Below are 17,800 nucleotides of genomic sequence, written 5' to 3' on the forward strand. Positions count from 1 at the left end.
ATTGGATTATATAATATAAGTTATTTATAGTAAATGGATTTAATGGTATTTTTTAGGTTGAATAATAAAAAAAAACCTTACCGAAGTAAGGTTCCGTTTTTACATTCTATAGTGACTGACTTATTAAAACAATCATTACAATAATCGCTATAAGCATAACAACTAAACAGGCGATTAATTTATAAAATCCTCGTTTCGTTAACGTCCCGCCTTGAACGTCTTTACGAATAAATAAGAATACGGCTAAAAATAATACAAGCCCAATGCCAAAAGCATACATCATTTGCATATGTTAATCTTCCTTTCTCTCTTCCATCTTAATATCTTTTTGATAAAACAACAAATGAGATAAAAACTGTACTCATTGTAAGTGCCATAAGTATATTTAATAATTCAGTAGCAGATAGTGTAAGTATTTTTAAGTTTAAGCCGATAGAGAAAAGAAGATAATATGCCGTTAACGCAAAAAAGGTTACAAACATTCCTTTATAACGAATAAGTTTCATTCGCTCATCTTTTTCTTTAAATTGCGGGTGCAAGTAGCTTAGACAGAAACTCATAATCATCATCCCAAGCAATGGATACGTTATGGCTGGCGGTGCAGAATGCGTCATTATACCTGTTAATATCATAAATCCACTCATAAATAGAAAAATAATCCCCATAATTACAAAGTACTTTTGTGAATAATTCATCCCTATTCCCCCTCTTCTTTTCCTTCATAAATAAATACATGTTCTATCGTTGTCTGAAATGTTTTCGCTATTTCAAATGCTAGCGGAAGTGATGGATCGTATTTCCCTTTTTCAATTGAGATAATGGTTTGTCTGGAAACTCCAAGTTTCTCAGCCAACTTTTCTTGAGATAGTCCAAATTTTTTTCGGTATTCGACCATTTTATTTTCCAAGGAAATTTCTCCCTCCTTCCATATACCGAGTATATATGTAAAGGAAACTTTACATCAAGTTCCCTTTACATATATTTTGATTATTATTCACGCTATTTATATAGAAGAAACTTTTTTCAATTTCAGCACGTCTATTTTGAAGCGAAACACGGAACACTGTAAATAACTGTTACTATATCTCCTCACTTCTTTTTTTAAAATTTAATATCTCCATATTTGTTTTATCCTTTTAAAATATTTCATTTATTTCTTTATTTCACGAAATACGTTATTTGTTTTACGGTGTTTTTCGTCATATTTATAGAAACTAACTGTTTATGGAGCATTTTTTATGTTTAGCAACTTTTTTTGTAGAAATCCTTCACTTTCCTTTCAATATTTAACACTATCTAAATAAAGTTTACGATAAATTCATAATTTTTTATTTTTTATACTATATTCCGTTATATTGTTGTATAATATCTATGAAAGCGCTTATTATTTCAATATACATAATTCAAACTGATTTTATCGAAACATTCTAACTATTATACCTATATTTAAATGCAACAATTATAGCTATTAGTATAGGCATACCAAATATATCCACCCCATTTTTCTGTAAAATTACTTTATAACATGAAAGATTAACTTGGGTGATAAGTTATTGTGAATGTTTTTTTACAAAACAGATAAGTAATAGTGTTTGGTATTATGTAAATTATTGTAATAACATAAGAGTAAAGAAAACATTTACATTGATTATTGATTCATTACTTATTGAAAAAGAGCAAAATGCACCTTTGTATGGAAAAGGATTATATGCATTGGGAGGTTTAAACAAATGACGAGGAAGAATACAACGACAAACCCTTGGGCCAAGTTCCACGGTCCGAACCTTGGTTATGTTATTGAACAGTATGATCTTTACGTAACTGGAGCAGGTTCTGTTGATCCGGAATTACAAGAGCTTTTTGAAATTTTTGGAGCTCCTTCGTTTCAAGATGATGTCGTAACAGGGGACAACACAGCAACACATTTTTCTCCTCAAAACACAGGTAACATTGAAAAAATTCTTAAAGTCGTTCAACTAGTTGAGCAGATTCGTTCTTTCGGGCACACGTTGGCTCACATCAACCCGATGGAAGATGCTGCAAATGGACAATCTCTTCTTGAGAAAGCAATGAGCGAACTGAGCGATGCTGACTTGAAAGCGATTCCAGCAAAAACAGTATGGCAAGATGCACCAGAAGGTATTCACACTGCACTTGATGTAATTCATAGATTAAAAGACGTTTATACAAAATCTTTAGCTTATGAATTTTCTCATATACAAGATAGTGAAGAACGCGCGTGGTTGCATCAAATGGTGGAATCAAATTCATTGCGTCAACCACTATCAAATAAAAAACGAACTGCTCTTTTAAAACGTTTAACAGCTGTTGAAGGTTTCGAGCAATTCTTGCATAAAACATTCGTTGGGCAAAAACGGTTCTCTATCGAGGGCGTTGATATGCTTGTACCTGTTTTAGATGAAATTGTTCTAGAAGGTGCTAAAAACGGCGTTGAGGATGTCATGATTGGTATGGCTCACCGCGGTCGCCTAAGCGTACTTGCTCACGTATTAGAAAAACCATATAGCCACATGTTTGCTGAGTTCAAACATGCAAAAATAGAAGGCGCAGTGGCTAATTCTGGCTGGACTGGCGATGTGAAATACCACCTAGGTAGAGAACAAGTCGTTAGTAACGAAGAAGTTAGCACTCGCGTGACATTAGCAAATAACCCGAGTCATCTTGAGTTCGTGAATCCTGTAGTAGAAGGTTTCGCACGTGCTGCTCAAGAGAATCGTAAAAAATCTGGTCTTCCAGATCAAGATACTTCAAAATCATTCGTAATTTTAGTTCATGGTGATGCTGCATTCCCTGGTCAAGGTATTGTATCTGAGACACTCAACTTAAGCAGATTGAACGCGTATCAAACAGGCGGAACGATTCATGTTATCGCAAACAATGCAGTTGGTTTTACAACTGATAGCTATGATTCTCGTTCTACGAAATATTCTAGTGACCTTGCAAAAGGTTTCGATATTCCGATTGTTCACGTGAACGCTGATGATCCGGAAGCTTGTCTTGCAGCTGCTAACCTTGCAATTCAATATCGCATGTTGTTCAAAAAAGATTTCTTAATCGATTTAATTGGTTACCGCCGCTACGGTCATAACGAAATGGATGATCCAGCAGTTACGCAACCACAAGTGTACAAAAAAATTAAAAACCATCCAACTGTAAGAGCAATTTATGCAGATCAATTACAAGCTGCTGGTGTTCTAAATGCAGATGAGGTTGAAACAATTACACAGTTTACACAAGAACAATTAAAATCCGACTATGCACAAGTACCACCAGCTGATACGAGCGATGCAACAATTCACGTTAAAGTGCCAGATGTTGTTGCAAAAGGTATTCAGTCAATTGATACTGGTGTTGAGATTGACTCACTTCGTGCAATTAATGAAGGTCTACTATCTTGGCCGGAAGGATTTAACGTATATCCGAAAGTGAAGAAAATTCTTGAGCGCCGTAAAGATGCTCTTGAAGAAAATGGTAAAATTGAATGGGCACTTGCTGAATCGTTAGCATTCGCTTCTATTTTACAAGAAGGTACGCCAATTCGTTTAACTGGTCAAGATTCACAGCGTGGTACATTCGCACACCGTCATATCGTATTACACGATACTGATACAAACGAAACATATTCACCATTGCATCGCTTACCAAACATTAATGCATCGTTCTCTGTTCATAACAGTCCGTTATCAGAGGCTGCTGTTGTTGGTTACGAATATGGTTATAACGTATTCGCTCCAGAAACTCTTGTTATGTGGGAAGCGCAATATGGTGACTTCTCAAATACTGCGCAAGCATTATTTGATCAATATGTTTCAGCTGGAAGAGCAAAATGGGGTCAAAAATCTGGCTTAGTTCTTCTATTACCACACGGTTATGAAGGTCAAGGACCAGAGCACTCTAGTGCACGTCCAGAGCGTTTCTTACAGTTAGCTGCTGAGAATAACTGGACAGTTGCAAACTTAACGAGTGCGGCACAATACTTCCATATCCTGCGTCGTCAAGCATCTATCTTAGGAACAGAAGCTGTTCGACCATTAGTATTGATGACGCCGAAGAGTTTATTACGTCACCCACTTACGCTTTCAACTGCTAGTCAGTTAAGCGAAGGACGTTTCCAACCTGCTTTAGAACAAGAAAACCTTGGCATGAAACCAAATAAAGTAAAACGTCTTGTTTTAAGCACAGGTAAAATGGCGATTGACTTAGCAGCAGAAATCGAGTCTGGTAAACATGAGTACAACTTAGACGAAGTTCATGTCGTTCGTATTGAGCAATTGTACCCATTCCCTGCTGAGAAAGTTCAATCTATTATTAAACGCTTTAAAAACTTAGAAGAAATCATTTGGGTTCAAGAAGAACCTCGTAATATGGGTGCATGGCATTACATGGCTCCAATTCTGTTCGAACTTGCTGGAGATAAAGTGAAAACAGGCTACATTGGACGTCCTGATCGCTCTAGTCCATCTGGCGGCGATCCATTCGCTCACAAAGCTGAGCAAGAGCTAATTGTTGCACATGCTTTAGATGTGAAGTATAACTTCCGTCAAGATAAACAAGAAATTGAAGTTTACAGCAACTAAAAAGTAACAATGAAGGTTTCTAGCTTGTTCCTTGGGCAGATATTCTGCCCAAGGCCAGGCTAACAAATGGAGATTACCGAAGACAAAAGAAGAAAAAACACACCGTTAGGCAAATAAGGGGAGGACATTTAAAATGATCGAAATTAAAGTACCTGAGCTTGCAGAATCTATTACTGAAGGAACTATTTCACAATGGCTTATCAACGTAGGCGACAAAGTTGAGAAAGGTGGCAGCGTTGTTGAGCTTGAAACTGATAAAGTCAATGTAGAAATCATTGCAGAAGATTCAGGTATTGTATCGAAGTTACTAGGCGAACCTGGGGATACAGTTGAAGTTGGCGCAACTATCGCAATTTTAGATGCTAATGGAGCACCAGTTGCAGTAAGTACACCTGCACCAGTGGCTGAGCAACCAAAACAAGAAACAGCTGAAGCACCGAAAGCTGCGGCACCAAGTGCTGAGCAAACTGCAACACTACAAGGGTTACCAAATACAAACCGTCCTATCGCATCACCAGCTGCTAGAAAGATGGCTCGTGAATTAGGAATCGACTTAAACGACGTACGTAGTACAGATCCACTTGGACGCGTGAGACCACATGATGTACAAGCTCATGCTGCAGCACCAAAAGAAGCACCAGCTGCTCCAAAGAGCCCAGCTCCTGCTCCAGTTGCAAAAACGGAATTCGAAAAACCAGTTGAGCGCGTGAAAATGTCCCGCCGCCGTCAAACAATTGCAAAACGTCTTGTAGAAGTTCAACAAACATCTGCAATGTTAACAACATTTAACGAAGTTGATATGAGTGCGATCATGGAATTACGTAAAGAACGCAAAGATGCTTTCGAGAAAAAACATGATGTACGTCTTGGCTTCATGTCATTCTTCACAAAAGCAGTTGTTGCAGCATTAAAACAATTCCCATTATTAAATGCTGAAATTCAAGGTGACGAGCTTATCATTAAAAAATTCTATGATATCGGTATTGCAGTAGCAGCTCCAGATGGATTAGTTGTTCCAGTTGTACGCGATGCTAACCAATTAAACTTCGCTGAAATCGAAAGCGAAATTCGTGAATTAGGTAAAAAAGCACGCGATAACAAACTTTCATTAAAAGAACTACAAGGTGGTACATTTACAATTACAAACGGTGGTGTATTCGGTTCTCTAATGTCAACACCGATCCTAAATAGCCCTCAAGTTGGTATTTTAGGAATGCATAAAATCCAAGTACGCCCAGTTGCAATTGATAACGAGCGTATGGAAAACCGCCCAATGATGTACATTGCTTTATCTTACGATCACCGTATTGTTGATGGTAAAGAAGCAGTTAGCTTCCTTGTTGCTGTTAAAGATATGCTTGAAGATCCAAAGTCATTATTATTAGAAGGTTGATAGATTAAAAATCTATTAAAGGCTGTAGAATGATTCATTCTACAGCCTTTTTTTATTGTGTTCATACGGGACAAATTTCATGACATAAGGTAATAATGTATGCCTAAACGTAAGGAGGATTAAAATGAATAACCTTCCAATTCATGCAAAACTTAAAGTAAATAAGGATACTTTCTTCCTCCCCGATTCAAACGGGGGTGTCTATTTTCGAAATAACGCCAGTTCATTTCGTATGGACGGTGATGGAATTTATGACTGGATTGAAAAATTAATGCCAATGTTTAACGGGAATTATTCTTTAGCCGAAATAACCGATGGCCTCCCTCTCCCCTATCAAAACCGTGTATTTGAAATTGGAGAGATTTTATATGAAAATGGTTTCGTTCGTGATGCAAATCAAGATGCACCTCATGAATTAAACAGTACATTACTCGACAGATATGCTTCGCAAATTGAATTTTTAGAAGCCGATTCTCATTCAGGTGCTTTAAAATTCGAAACGTACCGCGGAGCAAATGTCCTTGTACTTGGTTCTGGGGATATGCTCACTTCCTTAGTTTCTTCTTTATTAGAATCTGGTTTACCTACATTTCATTACCTCGTTACAGATCGGGATGAAACAAACTATGACAGAATACATGAGCTAATAGAACGTGCATATGAAGTTGATAACAGTGTACTCCTTCAAGAAATCGATACTACAATTGACCGTCCCTTGCATGAAGTATTCGAACCTTTTGATTGGATTTTATATGTTTCTCAAAACGGAGACATTGACGGTTTAAAAACAGTTCACACTATTTGTAGAGAAACGAAAAAGAATTTCATACCAGCTATTTGTTTATCAACACTCGGTATAGCTGGACCTGTCGTAACAGAAAATCGTGATGAATGCTGGGAATCCGCATGGCATCGGCTACATGAAACGACTTTGCAAAATGAAAATTCATCGGATTCCTTCTCACCAATTACATCTGCCATGTTAGCAAATGTAATCGTTTTTGAATTGTTTAAACATGTCGCGGATGATTCATATCGTGAAAAAGAATCACAATTCTTTTTATTAAACTATGAAACACTTGAAGGAACGTGGCATCCTTTTATAAAACACCCTCTTGCAACTGATGAAAGTTTTACAATTGATACGATAGAAAATCTTTCTGAAAAACTTGAGCATCGGTATGGCCAACATACTTCAACTGATGTATTCCGCTTTTTCGACTCATTAACTTCTAAAGAAGCCGGTATATTCCATGTATGGGATGAACAAGATTCATATCAATTACCATTATCACAATGCTATATTCAAGTAGCCAATCCATTATCAGATGGCCCAGCTCCCCTTCTGCCTCTTATGACTCGTAGTGGATTAACTCATAATGAAGCACGCCGAGAAGCTGGTTTAACAGGAATTGAAACATATGTAGCAGAAATCATTCACCGCCTTATTCCTGAACATAACGATATCGGTATCGGTGCTGGAGAAACGATGACAGAAGGATTTTACCGGGCACTACAACAACATTTAAATAATAAATTGTATGAGCGGCAGTCACATATGCTAGAAGAACTTACAACGATTGATTTAACTGATATTCATGATAAACATTGTAGATTTTATTACGATGCTCTCTCTACAATTCATGAAACACCTAAAATCGCAATGAGTGAAGAGATTCTCAGTTTTCCAGTCGTTTGGGTTGGTATAAATGATAGATGGTACGGTGCATCTAATATTAATATGACGTTAGCGTTACGAAGCGCACTACAACTATCACTGCTCCACATTCAAAGTGAAGAGACTCCTTACAGAGCTAATATCTTGCCTGAATCATCTATTATTTTATATGACACGGATTCTTTTAGAGTGGAAATACAAGCGGAAGAAGAAATTCCAAGTGTGCAATCTTTACAGCTTGCCTTACAGCATTTAGAAGAACATAATTTTTATCCCTTCGTGTTTGATTTAGCAATCGAACCATTTTTGAAAGAAAACTTAGACGGTGTGTATGGGGTATTAATTGCAAAGGAGGACGGTCTATGACTCAAAATATATTACTTATAGGGGATGGCCTTCTTGCAGACTATGTACATGATCAATTATGCAAACAATATTCCATCATTCGTCAGCATACCCTTACAGAAGAACTTCCTGAAAATATTCATCTCGCTCTCGTATTACATGACGGATCTCCTTCTACTATTCATCATGACGCTGAGCTAATTTTTCGGTCAAATCATATTCCGTGGTTACGTGGTTTTACTTCATTTGGCGAAGGTATTATCGGTCCTTACATTCATCCTCTTACGCCCGGATGTTCCCATTGTTCTGATGGACGCCGTTTTATCGCTGGCTTTGATCAAAAAGAAATGTGGGAACTACAGCGGAAATATGCCTTTAAAGCAGATAATGTAACGAGGCGTGATGTACGTGCCACCCAAAATGGAATGTTACAAATGTGCCATCTTATTTGCGCAGAAACAGAAAAAATATTAACTCATAACCATTCTTCTTTAGAAAATGAACTTATTTTACTAAACTTACAAACATTACAATGTACGCGGCATTCTTTTCTTCCAGATCCTCTCTGTCCTGTATGTAGTAATTTACCTGATGATACTGCGGATGCGGCGGAAGTTTCTTTACAACCGAGTTTAAAAGTAAGCACCGAAACGTATCGCTGCCGTTCCATTCATGAATTAAACACATTTTTAACGAGAGACTATTTAGATTATCGGGTCGGTATGTTGAACGGCAAAATGCAGCATTCTGTATTACCATTCGCTGACGTCATTATAAACATGCCATTGATGTTTGGAAATGAAGGTGTTGCAGGCCGAACCCATTCATTTGCAGTGAGTGAAGCAACTGCTATTTTAGAAGGTTTAGAACGATATTGCGGTATGTCGCCTCGCGGGAAAAAGACAAATGTGCATGGTAGTTTTCATGATTTAGAGGAACATGCACTAAATCCCCTCTCGCTCGGTGTACATACAAATGAACATTACAATCGTGATAATTTTCCATTTAAACCGTTTGATCCTGATTATGAGCAAAACTGGGTATGGGGATATTCTTTATCACAAAACAGACCGCTTTTAGTTCCTGAATCAATTGCTTATTATAGCCTCGGTCATCGAGACGCTTTCGTGTATGAAACATCAAATGGATGTGCAATTGGCGGTAGTTTAGAAGAAGCGATTTTTCACGGCATTTTAGAAATTGTAGAGCGTGATGCCTTCTTACTCACTTGGTATGCCGAATTACCTCTTCCCCGCCTTGATCTTAATTCAGCAAATGATACAGAATTACAATTAATGATCCAGCGGTTACGTACGATTACCGGATATGAATTACACGCTTTTAACGCGACGATGGAACACGGCATCCCGAGCTTATGGGTAATTGCAAAAAATACGCGTGAAAATGGAATGAACGTTGTTTGTGCGGGAGGCGCTCATTTAGATCCTATTCGAGCCTTAAAAAGCGCTATTCAAGAAATAGCAGGCATGTTACTTATAACAGACGATGAGCTCGAGCACAAAAGAGAATACTACGAAAAGTGCTTACAAGATCCTTATTTCGTTAATAAAATGGAAGACCATAGTATGCTGTACGGATTGAAAGAAACGGAAGAACGTCTTCACTTCCTTTTACGAGAAGATGCACCGGTGCAAACGTTCCAAGAAATGAATGTATCACAATCATTTGATATGGATTTAACATCCGATCTCCACCAACTTTTAAATCGTTTGCATCAATCTGACCTTGAAGTAATCGTTGTAGATCAAACCGTTCCCCTTATAGAAAAGAATGGACTACACTGTGTAAAAGTTATTATTCCAGGTATGTTACCGATGACGTTCGGACACCATCTTACTCGGGTTACAGGGTTAGACCGAGTTTATACCGTACCGATGACACTTGGATATAGCACTGAACCGTTAACAAATGAACAATTAAATCCACATCCGCACCCGTTTCCATAGTAAAGGAGGGATTTCATGCAGCTAGATACTTTTTTACATCATCTCCATTTCTCTATTGATGAAATTATGCCAAATCATGAGGTAGACTGGAAAGATGCACCGCTTCCTTATAAATTATATCGAAATGTACCTACCATCCCGCTCTCCTTAGAAATCCCGTTATCTTTATCGAACTCTTCTACTACACCTACTCTAAATGAGATTGGTCACTACCTTTGGTATTCATTTGGTGTAACACAATTATGTCAGCTAAATAGCGGGAGAAATGTATTACGTAGATCCATTCCTTCAGGCGGTGCCTTATACCCGAATGAATTGTATATCTATTTAAAGATTGACGATTATCCAGACGGCATTTACCATTATGACGCCGCGCATCACCGACTTATTTTACTTCGCGAAGGAAATTTCGATTCTTATTTAGCAGACGCACTCGGTAATCGCTGTAACATACAGGATTGTTTCGGTGCTGCATTCGTATCCACTATGTTTTGGAAAAACTTCTTTAAATACAATAACTTTTCATATCGACTTCAAGGATTAGATAGCGGGGTTCTCATTGGACAATTACTAGAATGTGCAAATCAGTTCGGTTATACGAACGGCGTATACTTTCAATTTCTAGACCGTGCACTGAACCATTTACTCGGATTGTCAGAAGGTGAAGAAAGTGTGTATGCCGTTATTCCTTTAAGTACAGAGCCAGAAACTAATTGGTTTCACAATGATTACCGTGAAAATAAAACAGTTACTTCTCATGAGTTGTTGCAACAAATTCCGCCGCTCGCACATGAACATTTCGTTCGCTCAAAACATGTAGATGAATATCCGATGATAACAAAAATAAATGAGGCTTCTATAATCGAATCGACAGCACACTTCCAAACACTTGCTCATGAAGAGCACTATCAACATCATGAGCACGCTGTACAACTGCCGAAAGTAGAGCGTTTATCTTATGATTTCTTGCAACTTTGCAGAAAACGGTATTCCCCTGATGCTGACTTTACTTTAACGAAATGGGATGCAGCTGAGCTCGCTACTTTACTACAAGAAGCGAGTCTCTCCTTCCCCTATTACAACGACCTTGACGGTAAGTATACAAATGAAAATACACGCGTCTCCGTATACGGATGTTTTTATAACGTGAAAAATATTGAAAACGGGGCTTACGCTTATAACAGTAAAACACATTCCATACAACCAATTCGATATGGAGACCTTCGCTACCCACTTCAGTCTAGTATGACGATGGATAACGTAAACCTTTTTCAAGTACCACTTTGCCTACATGTAGTCGGAAAGAAAGATTATTATACAAATGTATTAGGCTATAGAGGATACCGTATTCACCAAATGGAAGCAGGTATACTCGTTCATAAACTCGTTTTTGCAGCGACCGCGATGGGGATGGGCGGGCATCCTTTACTTAGTTTTGATACAAATTCATGTGATCAGTTATACGGGATAGATGCTGGAAATGAAACGTCACTTATTCAAATTCCAGTTGGGGCATATCGAGCGCGGAATTGGTTAAAAGGGGCTTTGCATTGTTAGAAGCACGCCGTCTATCGGCGTGCTTTTTTACTAGATTAACTTAAAAATACTCTTAATTTGTCTAGCAAATAACCAATTTTTCGTACCGTAGTTATCATTTAAACTATCTAAATTGATAGATTGTCCGTTAGCAAACTTTAATTCTAACGTAGTATTTTTGTCATTTGTTTTTAAGTTACTATTTGTAATGTCATCATACTTTAATTTTTCAATCTCAATATATTCGTCTTTTTCTTGTCCAATCACGACATGGTCTTGGAAGAAGAAAAATACTTCTACTTTTTTACCGAAACAAAATACATTTTTCGTATAGATTAACGTCGCGTTATCAAGTCCGACACATACTTCTTTCATCTCTTCCACAACGTGTCCAAAGTCTTCTTCTTGTCTTGCGTTTGATTCCACAATCCATTCTTCGATTGTTTTCATGTTAATTGCCATACTGTGCCCCCTGGTTCGTTCATTGCTTTGTTTAAAAAATAAATACTATATGACAATATAAGCGATACGTACTATGTTTTCAAGGGTGAACGGTATATTCAAAATAAAGTTAAATTTCAAAGTAATATACTAGGAGCACCAATCTCATTGTATTTTAAACGTTTGCACGAGGCATTCTTCATCATCGATTAACTGTATTTTCTCATCAAATTCGATGTTTAGCTCCCTATATATTTTCTTCCAAAAAGAAACAGCTGGTATATTTTTCACAAGCTCGATAACGAAATATTGCCCCCGTTTCTCTTTTAGTACATTCTCAATAACTTGTTTACCGATTCCTTTCCCCTTGTGTTGATTCAATATGAAAATGTCATTTATACCAAAGTCGTTTTCCTTCTTCAAAAAAGGACGTTCCAGTAGTAATAAAAACCCTACAATATCATTATCACTTTTAATAAAATACGGAGTGATTCCGTCATTTTCCCAAAACATGTGCAAATCTTCGTATTCAAAAAATCCGTTCGCTCCGATAGTTATATTCATAGTGAACTTAGAAAGGTCATGAAGATATAAAGCGTACAAATTACGTAATATTTCTTTTTCTGATTCTTGAACTTTTTGAAGTGCTACAATCATAAAAAAACTCCCCTTCCACATATGTAACTATTTCCCGATCCTCTTCATTCGACAAAAATGATAATTCCCCTTTAACAAAAAAATAGCACTTTAAAAAGTGCTATTCCGCTCTCCTTGCCGCTTGCTGAATTGGATCCCAAACGCTGTTATATGGTGGGGCATAACTTAAGTCGACATCTTCTAAATCGTGAATGCTCATTTTATTGAAGAGTGCCATTGCAATTACATCAATACGTTTATCTACGCCTTCTTCTCCAATTACTTGCCCGCCCAATAATTGTTTCGTATCGGAGCGATATAGTAATTTCAAGTAAAGTGGTTTTGCATTTGGATAATAGCCCGCCATATTAGTCGAATCTACTTTGACTGTTTTATACGGGATGTGTAGCCCTTTCGCTTCTTTTTCATTTAATCCTGTTCTTGCAAGCGTCAAATCCATAAATTTAATAATACCTGTACCTAACGTACCTTTAAAGGCTCTTTGTTTATCCAGCATGTTCAGTCCAGCAAGTCGCCCTTGTTTATTGGCAGTCGTTCCGAGCGGGATATGATCATGAATTTCCTTTATAACGTGGTAATGTGTTGCGCAATCACCAGCTGCATATACGTCTTGCACATTCGTTTGCATATATGCATTTACTTCAATTGCCCCTTTATGATTCTTACGTATATTTGTCCCTTCAAGAAAATCAGTATTTGGCTTCACTCCGACAGATACTAAAACAAGATCCGCTTTATACGTACCTTTATCCGTTTCAACTGCTTCTACTCGTTCATTCCCTTTGAATGCTTTTACATTTTCATTCGTTAAAATTTCAATATGATGTTTATCTGCTTCTTTATGTATGTACTCTGCCATATCTGCATCATAAATCGTACCGATATGATCATTTCGCTCAATCATTCTTACTTTCTTACCAAGTTCGACGAATGTTTCTGCCATCTCAAGTCCAATGGCACCACCGCCAATAATCGTTACATCTTCAACTTTATTCGTTTCTAGCGTTTTTAATATGCGCTCAGCATCAGGAATTGTTTTTAAAAGATGAACGCCTTGTAATTCCCGTCCTTCCCATTCTGGCATAACAGGACGCACTCCAGTCGCAATTAATAATCGATCGTACGGAAATTCAAAGACATCTTTCGTCTTCGTATGCTCTGCATACACCATTTTCTTTTCCGTATCTACTTTCGTTACTTCATGACGCACTTTCGCATCAATTCCATATTTCTCACGAAACGTCTTTACGTTACGCGCGATTAACTTTTCAGTTGAAGTGATAGCACCACTAATGACATACGGTAATCCACACTGAGCGTATGAATAAATTTCACCTTTTTCTAAAGTTACAACATTTGCATTTTCATCGTTTCTAACAATTTGCATCGCTGCACTCATACCAGCTGCATCTCCGCCAATAATGACATAGTTCACTTTACCACTCCTTCTTTTTTACATACTCTTTACGTTTTCCATATTTTATAGAAATAACACCTACTTCCATTGTAAAGAAAGAGAATTTCATCTTCAAATTTTGTGCACAAACCTATGCTTGAATAGGTAACTGTCGTGTCTTATAAACAATATGTTTAATATGCTATAACAGTAACAATTGAAAGTAGGTGAAACATACATGTGCGCCGGCCTTCTCGCTCAAACTCCAGAGGAACCGAAAGAACCAAAACCCGCCTTGTCGCTTGATCAAGAATTCTCTATTAACGCAACCATCTATAGTGCTCGTGCTTGGTTATCTAATGATGAGACTTTCCCACAAACGATTTGGAAAGGCTCTCGCTTCGCTTCAGCATCACACGCTGGCAAGTCCATCTTACCAATCGGTACTGTAAAAATTTTGAACTTATCTGATGATACAATAACAGTTACTGCATCATCAGAATCAGATGATAATCTCAAAATAGTCGTACCCCCTCATTCTGAAGGTGTTTTAACATCTAATGGTTTATCTGATGTGCAAGCAAGTACATCAGGAGGAGCAAGTAAAGTCACATTTCTCTTTCATATCTTTTTCTCAAGGGATCCTGGTTCAGATAAAAAACCATAAAAAAGGTACAGTTATGCACTGTACCTTTTTTCATGTGTTCTATTCTCTTGATTTGATTAGTTCAATATTATAAGTTTCGATATCTGTTAACGTTCCTGTAAAGTAAGGATTTTCTCTATACCAAGACTGTTTTGCAAAATACGCTTGCATATCTTTCGTTTGAAAAATATGTCCATGCCTTGCATATATTTCATTTCTAGCAATTTTCAACTGCTCTTTCGATAAATATGTTAAATCTGCGCTCGTTAATTTTCGAATATCACTATCAGGAAAGATGAAACCATTATATACATACCCAGTCGCGGGCGTTGGAGTAACATTATAAACAACTGTTTTTTCTGTACTTTTCTTTTGGAATGGAAGATTATAAGACGAAAGTGCCGTTACCGTCTCTACTTGTGTCGTTTCCCGTTCGCTTTCTCCATTTCGTTCTAAATAAATCGTCGCACTTCCATCAGTCGCTACTGGCCCCCATGTAATTTCTTCTCCTGCCAGCGCTGTAACCGGTTTTTGATTTACGTACAATGTTGCACCAGGCGCGTTCGTTTGAACTGTAATATATTGACCTTGCAACGTTAAATCTATCGTTACGTTATTTTGGCTTTGTTTCATAAGTACAACCTTTTCCTCACGAGATAATTTTACATAGTCATTTTTATAATCTGATTGAAACACTTGATTTCCCGGAAGAAATGGCCCATATTGCTTCTCAAACTTTTTGTCATCTGTCTTATCAATTTCTTTTCCGTTCATTTTTAACGATACGCCTTTTTCATTTGTAAGCAAAGTTGTATAGTACGTCTTCGCTTTCAATTTATATCGATCAAATATAAAGAAATACTTTCCGTCTTTCGTTAATGAAAAATCAGCTCTTTCTATTCCGTCCCGTTGTTTTTCACCTTGTCTCAAATATCCTTTTAATTCATTTACGTAAGATGGATTTTCTTTTATATATGAAAATAGGGGCTTTACACACTCTCTCGTTATCATAACCGATGGATCATCTGCCGTAACGATCTCAGCTAATTTCTCTCCGTCTTGCTCTTGTAAAATCGTAATCATCCGGTCTACTTGTGCCAGCTGCGTATAATACGACGATCCGTACAAATACAATCCAATAATCACTATAACAAATAGCGCTAACAGTGTAATGCCAACTTTTGCACCACCGCTCATGTTCTTCTTTACTACAGGACGTCCCCTCTTCGACCCGCAGTTTTGACAAAATTGCACACCATCTTCAAACTGAGCTCCGCACTTTGTACATACATTCATTCAGTCAACCACCTTTTCATTAGAAGCCAGTTATTCCCTTTGTTAAGGCTTGAATTATCGTACTAATGTAAGACCAAAGTACAATGAACGTTGCAATTCCAATTAAAACATTTGCAATAATAAGTGTGTAAACGAGATCTAATCCGCCATTGTCTAGCTTTAATACGGCTACAGTTATACTAATCCCTATATAAGTTGCAGCTACGGATAATAATATAGGTAAGAAAAAGATTAATAAGAAACTAAAAAGAAAAGAAAGGACTAATATGACAATAGTCGGCGTCGCTATCGTTCCCCATATACCAAATACTTCAAGAAACGAAAAAGACGATTTCATCATCTTACCACTTACAAAAATAATAAATCCGACAAATAAAGTTAAAATTAATAAAAAGAAAAAGACCGTTATAGATTCTCCAAAAAACGTGGGAGTAGATATATCTGGTGCAAATGTTCTCGTAACTGCTGATGCTGCACTCATCATTCTATAAAAAATACATGCTCCTAAAAAACAAATAAGAACAAGACTTACAATTCCATTTCGCACTTCAATAGCGCCGCTTTTCATAATCGCTGTCGGTGCTTGTAATGCATGTTTAAAAAATTGAAAATAGCCGCTCGCGAACCGCTTCGCTTGTTCTACCGTTTCATTTGGACGCGTTTCCTTTTCTTGTGCCGCGCGCGCTTGTTCCGGCCCTTCTTCTTGGCCACTACTTGCCACTACTTCTTCCGTTAACGAATGTCCACAATTCCCGCAAAACTTTGCCTCCGCTGCATTTTCTGTATGACATGACGGACATTTCATTCTCTTATCCCTCCTTAAGCATATACCTTATAGGGTGTTACAAGTTCAATATATGACTTTGGACATAAAACATGACTACAAGAAAAAGATTCTGAAATCCTTCTTCCGAAAGAAAATATATGTGCTAGTAATCTTGAAAAAAAATGCTATTATGAAACAGAATAAATAATATTTTTAACAGATTGGATGACTGGTAATGGAATTGGTAAACTCAATTTTTCAAATACTCCTTACAAGCGTAATCCAATTATTATCTTTAATTGGCGTTATCATTGTAATTGGATTTCTATTAGGCTATTTAGAATCTCTCACACGCATGTATTGGTCGAGAGCTTTTGGAAGAAAAGGATTCCTATTAACGGCTTGGATCGGTGTTCCGATTCACGAACTTGGACATGCCATTATGTGCGTACTGTTCCGTCATAAAATTGTGGCAACGCAGTTCTTCCCAACAGATACAAGTCAAGGGGCTTTAGGTTACATACAACATCAATACAATCAAAAAAGTGTGTATCAACGAATTGGGAATTTCTTTATCGGCATTGGGCCTATTATTTCTGGTATTACTGCATTAATCCTTTTAATGCGCTATTTCGTACCAGAATCATATTTTTTATTTAATACAACTCTCGAAAAAACGATTGCTTCTACTTCTATTAATGTAGAAATGATTCAAAACATGCTCTTGTCGACGTTTGTATTATTGAAAAGCTTATTTACAATCGGCAATTTATTGAATCCTTCCTTTTGGTTATTTTTATTTATCGCCATTTGCATTTCCGCACATATCGCTTTAAGTAAACCAGACATTAAAGGATCAATAGACGGAGTTATCGTCATGTTTATCGTTTTATTTTTATTCAACATCATAGCGGGACTGTTTCAATACGACAGTAACCAGCTACTTGGACAGGTTATGAAATATAATATGTATCTCATTGCTTTTTCTAGTGTAGCACTGCTTTTCTCTTGTATTTCTACACTTGTTAGTTTTTCGTTTTATAAAATAAGAAGAGGACGTTCTTTTTGAACGCCCTCTTCT

The 17,800-nt window shown here is 37.1% G+C and carries 15 protein-coding genes; 7 read left to right on the forward strand and 8 right to left on the reverse strand.

Annotated elements, in window-relative coordinates; genetic code table 11:
• Positions 1–106: 106 nt before the first annotated feature.
• From ACUN13_RS09155 to ACUN13_RS09165, 3 genes are read right to left on the reverse strand one after another with little or no spacing between them, the layout of a single operon-like run.
• Positions 107–289, reverse strand: coding sequence for a DUF3976 domain-containing protein (locus ACUN13_RS09155; protein ID WP_001178291.1), 183 nt, complete (start codon positions 287–289; stop codon positions 107–109).
• 28 nt (positions 290–317) lie between these two features.
• Positions 318–695: a hypothetical protein gene (locus tag ACUN13_RS09160; RefSeq protein WP_001109902.1), complete on the reverse strand. Its 378-nt coding sequence runs from the start codon at positions 693–695 to the stop codon at positions 318–320.
• Between the two features lie 2 nt (positions 696–697).
• Complete coding sequence (locus ACUN13_RS09165; RefSeq protein ID WP_000428506.1) at positions 698–907, reverse strand: helix-turn-helix transcriptional regulator; 210 nt, start codon at positions 905–907, stop codon at positions 698–700.
• 823 nt (positions 908–1,730) lie between these two features.
• Between ACUN13_RS09165 and odhA the strand changes: the two genes are divergently transcribed.
• From odhA to ACUN13_RS09190, 5 genes are all read left to right on the forward strand, one after another.
• Entirely contained in the window at positions 1,731–4,598 is a 2,868-nt protein-coding gene (gene odhA, locus ACUN13_RS09170; RefSeq protein ID WP_000197161.1) for a 2-oxoglutarate dehydrogenase E1 component, read from the forward strand.
• 133 nt (positions 4,599–4,731) lie between these two features.
• Complete coding sequence (odhB, locus tag ACUN13_RS09175) at positions 4,732–5,991, forward strand: 2-oxoglutarate dehydrogenase complex dihydrolipoyllysine-residue succinyltransferase (protein WP_000569922.1); 1,260 nt, start codon at positions 4,732–4,734, stop codon at positions 5,989–5,991.
• Positions 5,992–6,115: 124 nt separating this feature from the next.
• The gene (locus ACUN13_RS09180) at positions 6,116–8,035 is read left to right on the forward strand and encodes a putative thiazole-containing bacteriocin maturation protein (RefSeq protein ID WP_025690114.1); all 1,920 of its coding nucleotides are present in this window, start codon (positions 6,116–6,118) and stop codon (positions 8,033–8,035) included.
• Positions 8,032–9,981: a TOMM precursor leader peptide-binding protein gene (locus ACUN13_RS09185; protein ID WP_025690116.1), complete on the forward strand. Its 1,950-nt coding sequence runs from the start codon at positions 8,032–8,034 to the stop codon at positions 9,979–9,981. The genes ACUN13_RS09180 and ACUN13_RS09185 overlap by 4 nt, the downstream gene beginning before the upstream one ends.
• Before the next feature lie 15 nt (positions 9,982–9,996).
• Complete coding sequence (locus tag ACUN13_RS09190) at positions 9,997–11,538, forward strand: SagB family peptide dehydrogenase (RefSeq protein WP_025690118.1); 1,542 nt, start codon at positions 9,997–9,999, stop codon at positions 11,536–11,538.
• Between the two features lie 30 nt (positions 11,539–11,568).
• Here ACUN13_RS09190 and ACUN13_RS09195 read toward each other — a convergent pair whose 3' ends face one another.
• From ACUN13_RS09195 to ACUN13_RS09205, 3 genes are all read right to left on the reverse strand, one after another.
• Positions 11,569–11,979 (reverse strand): DUF3908 family protein, encoded by a 411-nt coding sequence (locus ACUN13_RS09195; protein ID WP_025690120.1) that lies wholly within the window; start codon positions 11,977–11,979, stop codon positions 11,569–11,571.
• A 144-nt stretch (positions 11,980–12,123) separates the two neighbouring features.
• On the reverse strand, positions 12,124–12,615 hold the full coding sequence (locus ACUN13_RS09200) for a GNAT family N-acetyltransferase (protein ID WP_025690121.1): 492 nt from the start codon (positions 12,613–12,615) through the stop codon (positions 12,124–12,126).
• Positions 12,616–12,715: 100 nt separating this feature from the next.
• Positions 12,716–14,050 (reverse strand): CoA-disulfide reductase, encoded by a 1,335-nt coding sequence (locus ACUN13_RS09205; RefSeq protein ID WP_025690122.1) that lies wholly within the window; start codon positions 14,048–14,050, stop codon positions 12,716–12,718.
• Between the two features lie 199 nt (positions 14,051–14,249).
• On the opposite strand from ACUN13_RS09205, the gene ACUN13_RS09210 reads away from it, so the two are divergent.
• A complete protein-coding gene (locus ACUN13_RS09210) occupies positions 14,250–14,678 on the forward strand; it encodes a hypothetical protein (RefSeq protein ID WP_000332414.1) in 429 nt (142 codons plus the stop codon).
• Between the two features lie 39 nt (positions 14,679–14,717).
• Here the strand turns inward: ACUN13_RS09210 and ACUN13_RS09215 are convergent, their stop codons facing one another.
• A complete protein-coding gene (locus ACUN13_RS09215) occupies positions 14,718–15,953 on the reverse strand; it encodes a TcaA 3rd/4th domain-containing protein (protein ID WP_025690123.1) in 1,236 nt (411 codons plus the stop codon).
• Between the two features lie 19 nt (positions 15,954–15,972).
• Entirely contained in the window at positions 15,973–16,758 is a 786-nt protein-coding gene (locus ACUN13_RS09220; RefSeq protein WP_000650094.1) for a zinc ribbon domain-containing protein, read from the reverse strand.
• 196 nt (positions 16,759–16,954) lie between these two features.
• Here ACUN13_RS09220 and ACUN13_RS09225 point away from each other — a divergent pair, with 196 nt between their 5' ends.
• On the forward strand, positions 16,955–17,788 hold the full coding sequence (locus ACUN13_RS09225) for a hypothetical protein (RefSeq protein WP_025690126.1): 834 nt from the start codon (positions 16,955–16,957) through the stop codon (positions 17,786–17,788).
• Positions 17,789–17,800: the final 12 nt, after the last annotated feature.

The sequence above is a fragment of the Bacillus cereus group sp. Bce041 genome (genome assembly GCF_052646455.1).

Excerpts from the sequence above, each read along its gene's own strand:
- ACUN13_RS09190 (WP_025690118.1), top strand. The coding sequence starts at position 9,997 with ATGCAGCTAGATACTTTTTTACATCATCTCCATTTCTCTATTGATGAA.
- ACUN13_RS09160 (WP_001109902.1), bottom strand. The coding sequence starts at position 695 with ATGAATTATTCACAAAAGTACTTTGTAATTATGGGGATTATTTTTCTA.
- ACUN13_RS09220 (WP_000650094.1), bottom strand. The coding sequence starts at position 16,758 with ATGAAATGTCCGTCATGTCATACAGAAAATGCAGCGGAGGCAAAGTTT.
- ACUN13_RS09180 (WP_025690114.1), top strand. The coding sequence starts at position 6,116 with ATGAATAACCTTCCAATTCATGCAAAACTTAAAGTAAATAAGGATACT.
- ACUN13_RS09200 (WP_025690121.1), bottom strand. The coding sequence starts at position 12,615 with ATGATTGTAGCACTTCAAAAAGTTCAAGAATCAGAAAAAGAAATATTA.
- odhB (WP_000569922.1), top strand. The coding sequence starts at position 4,732 with ATGATCGAAATTAAAGTACCTGAGCTTGCAGAATCTATTACTGAAGGA.
- ACUN13_RS09225 (WP_025690126.1), top strand. The coding sequence starts at position 16,955 with ATGGAATTGGTAAACTCAATTTTTCAAATACTCCTTACAAGCGTAATC.
- ACUN13_RS09155 (WP_001178291.1), bottom strand. The coding sequence starts at position 289 with ATGCAAATGATGTATGCTTTTGGCATTGGGCTTGTATTATTTTTAGCC.
- ACUN13_RS09195 (WP_025690120.1), bottom strand. The coding sequence starts at position 11,979 with ATGGCAATTAACATGAAAACAATCGAAGAATGGATTGTGGAATCAAAC.
- ACUN13_RS09210 (WP_000332414.1), top strand. The coding sequence starts at position 14,250 with ATGTGCGCCGGCCTTCTCGCTCAAACTCCAGAGGAACCGAAAGAACCA.
- ACUN13_RS09215 (WP_025690123.1), bottom strand. The coding sequence starts at position 15,953 with ATGAATGTATGTACAAAGTGCGGAGCTCAGTTTGAAGATGGTGTGCAA.
- odhA (WP_000197161.1), top strand. The coding sequence starts at position 1,731 with ATGACGAGGAAGAATACAACGACAAACCCTTGGGCCAAGTTCCACGGT.
- ACUN13_RS09185 (WP_025690116.1), top strand. The coding sequence starts at position 8,032 with ATGACTCAAAATATATTACTTATAGGGGATGGCCTTCTTGCAGACTAT.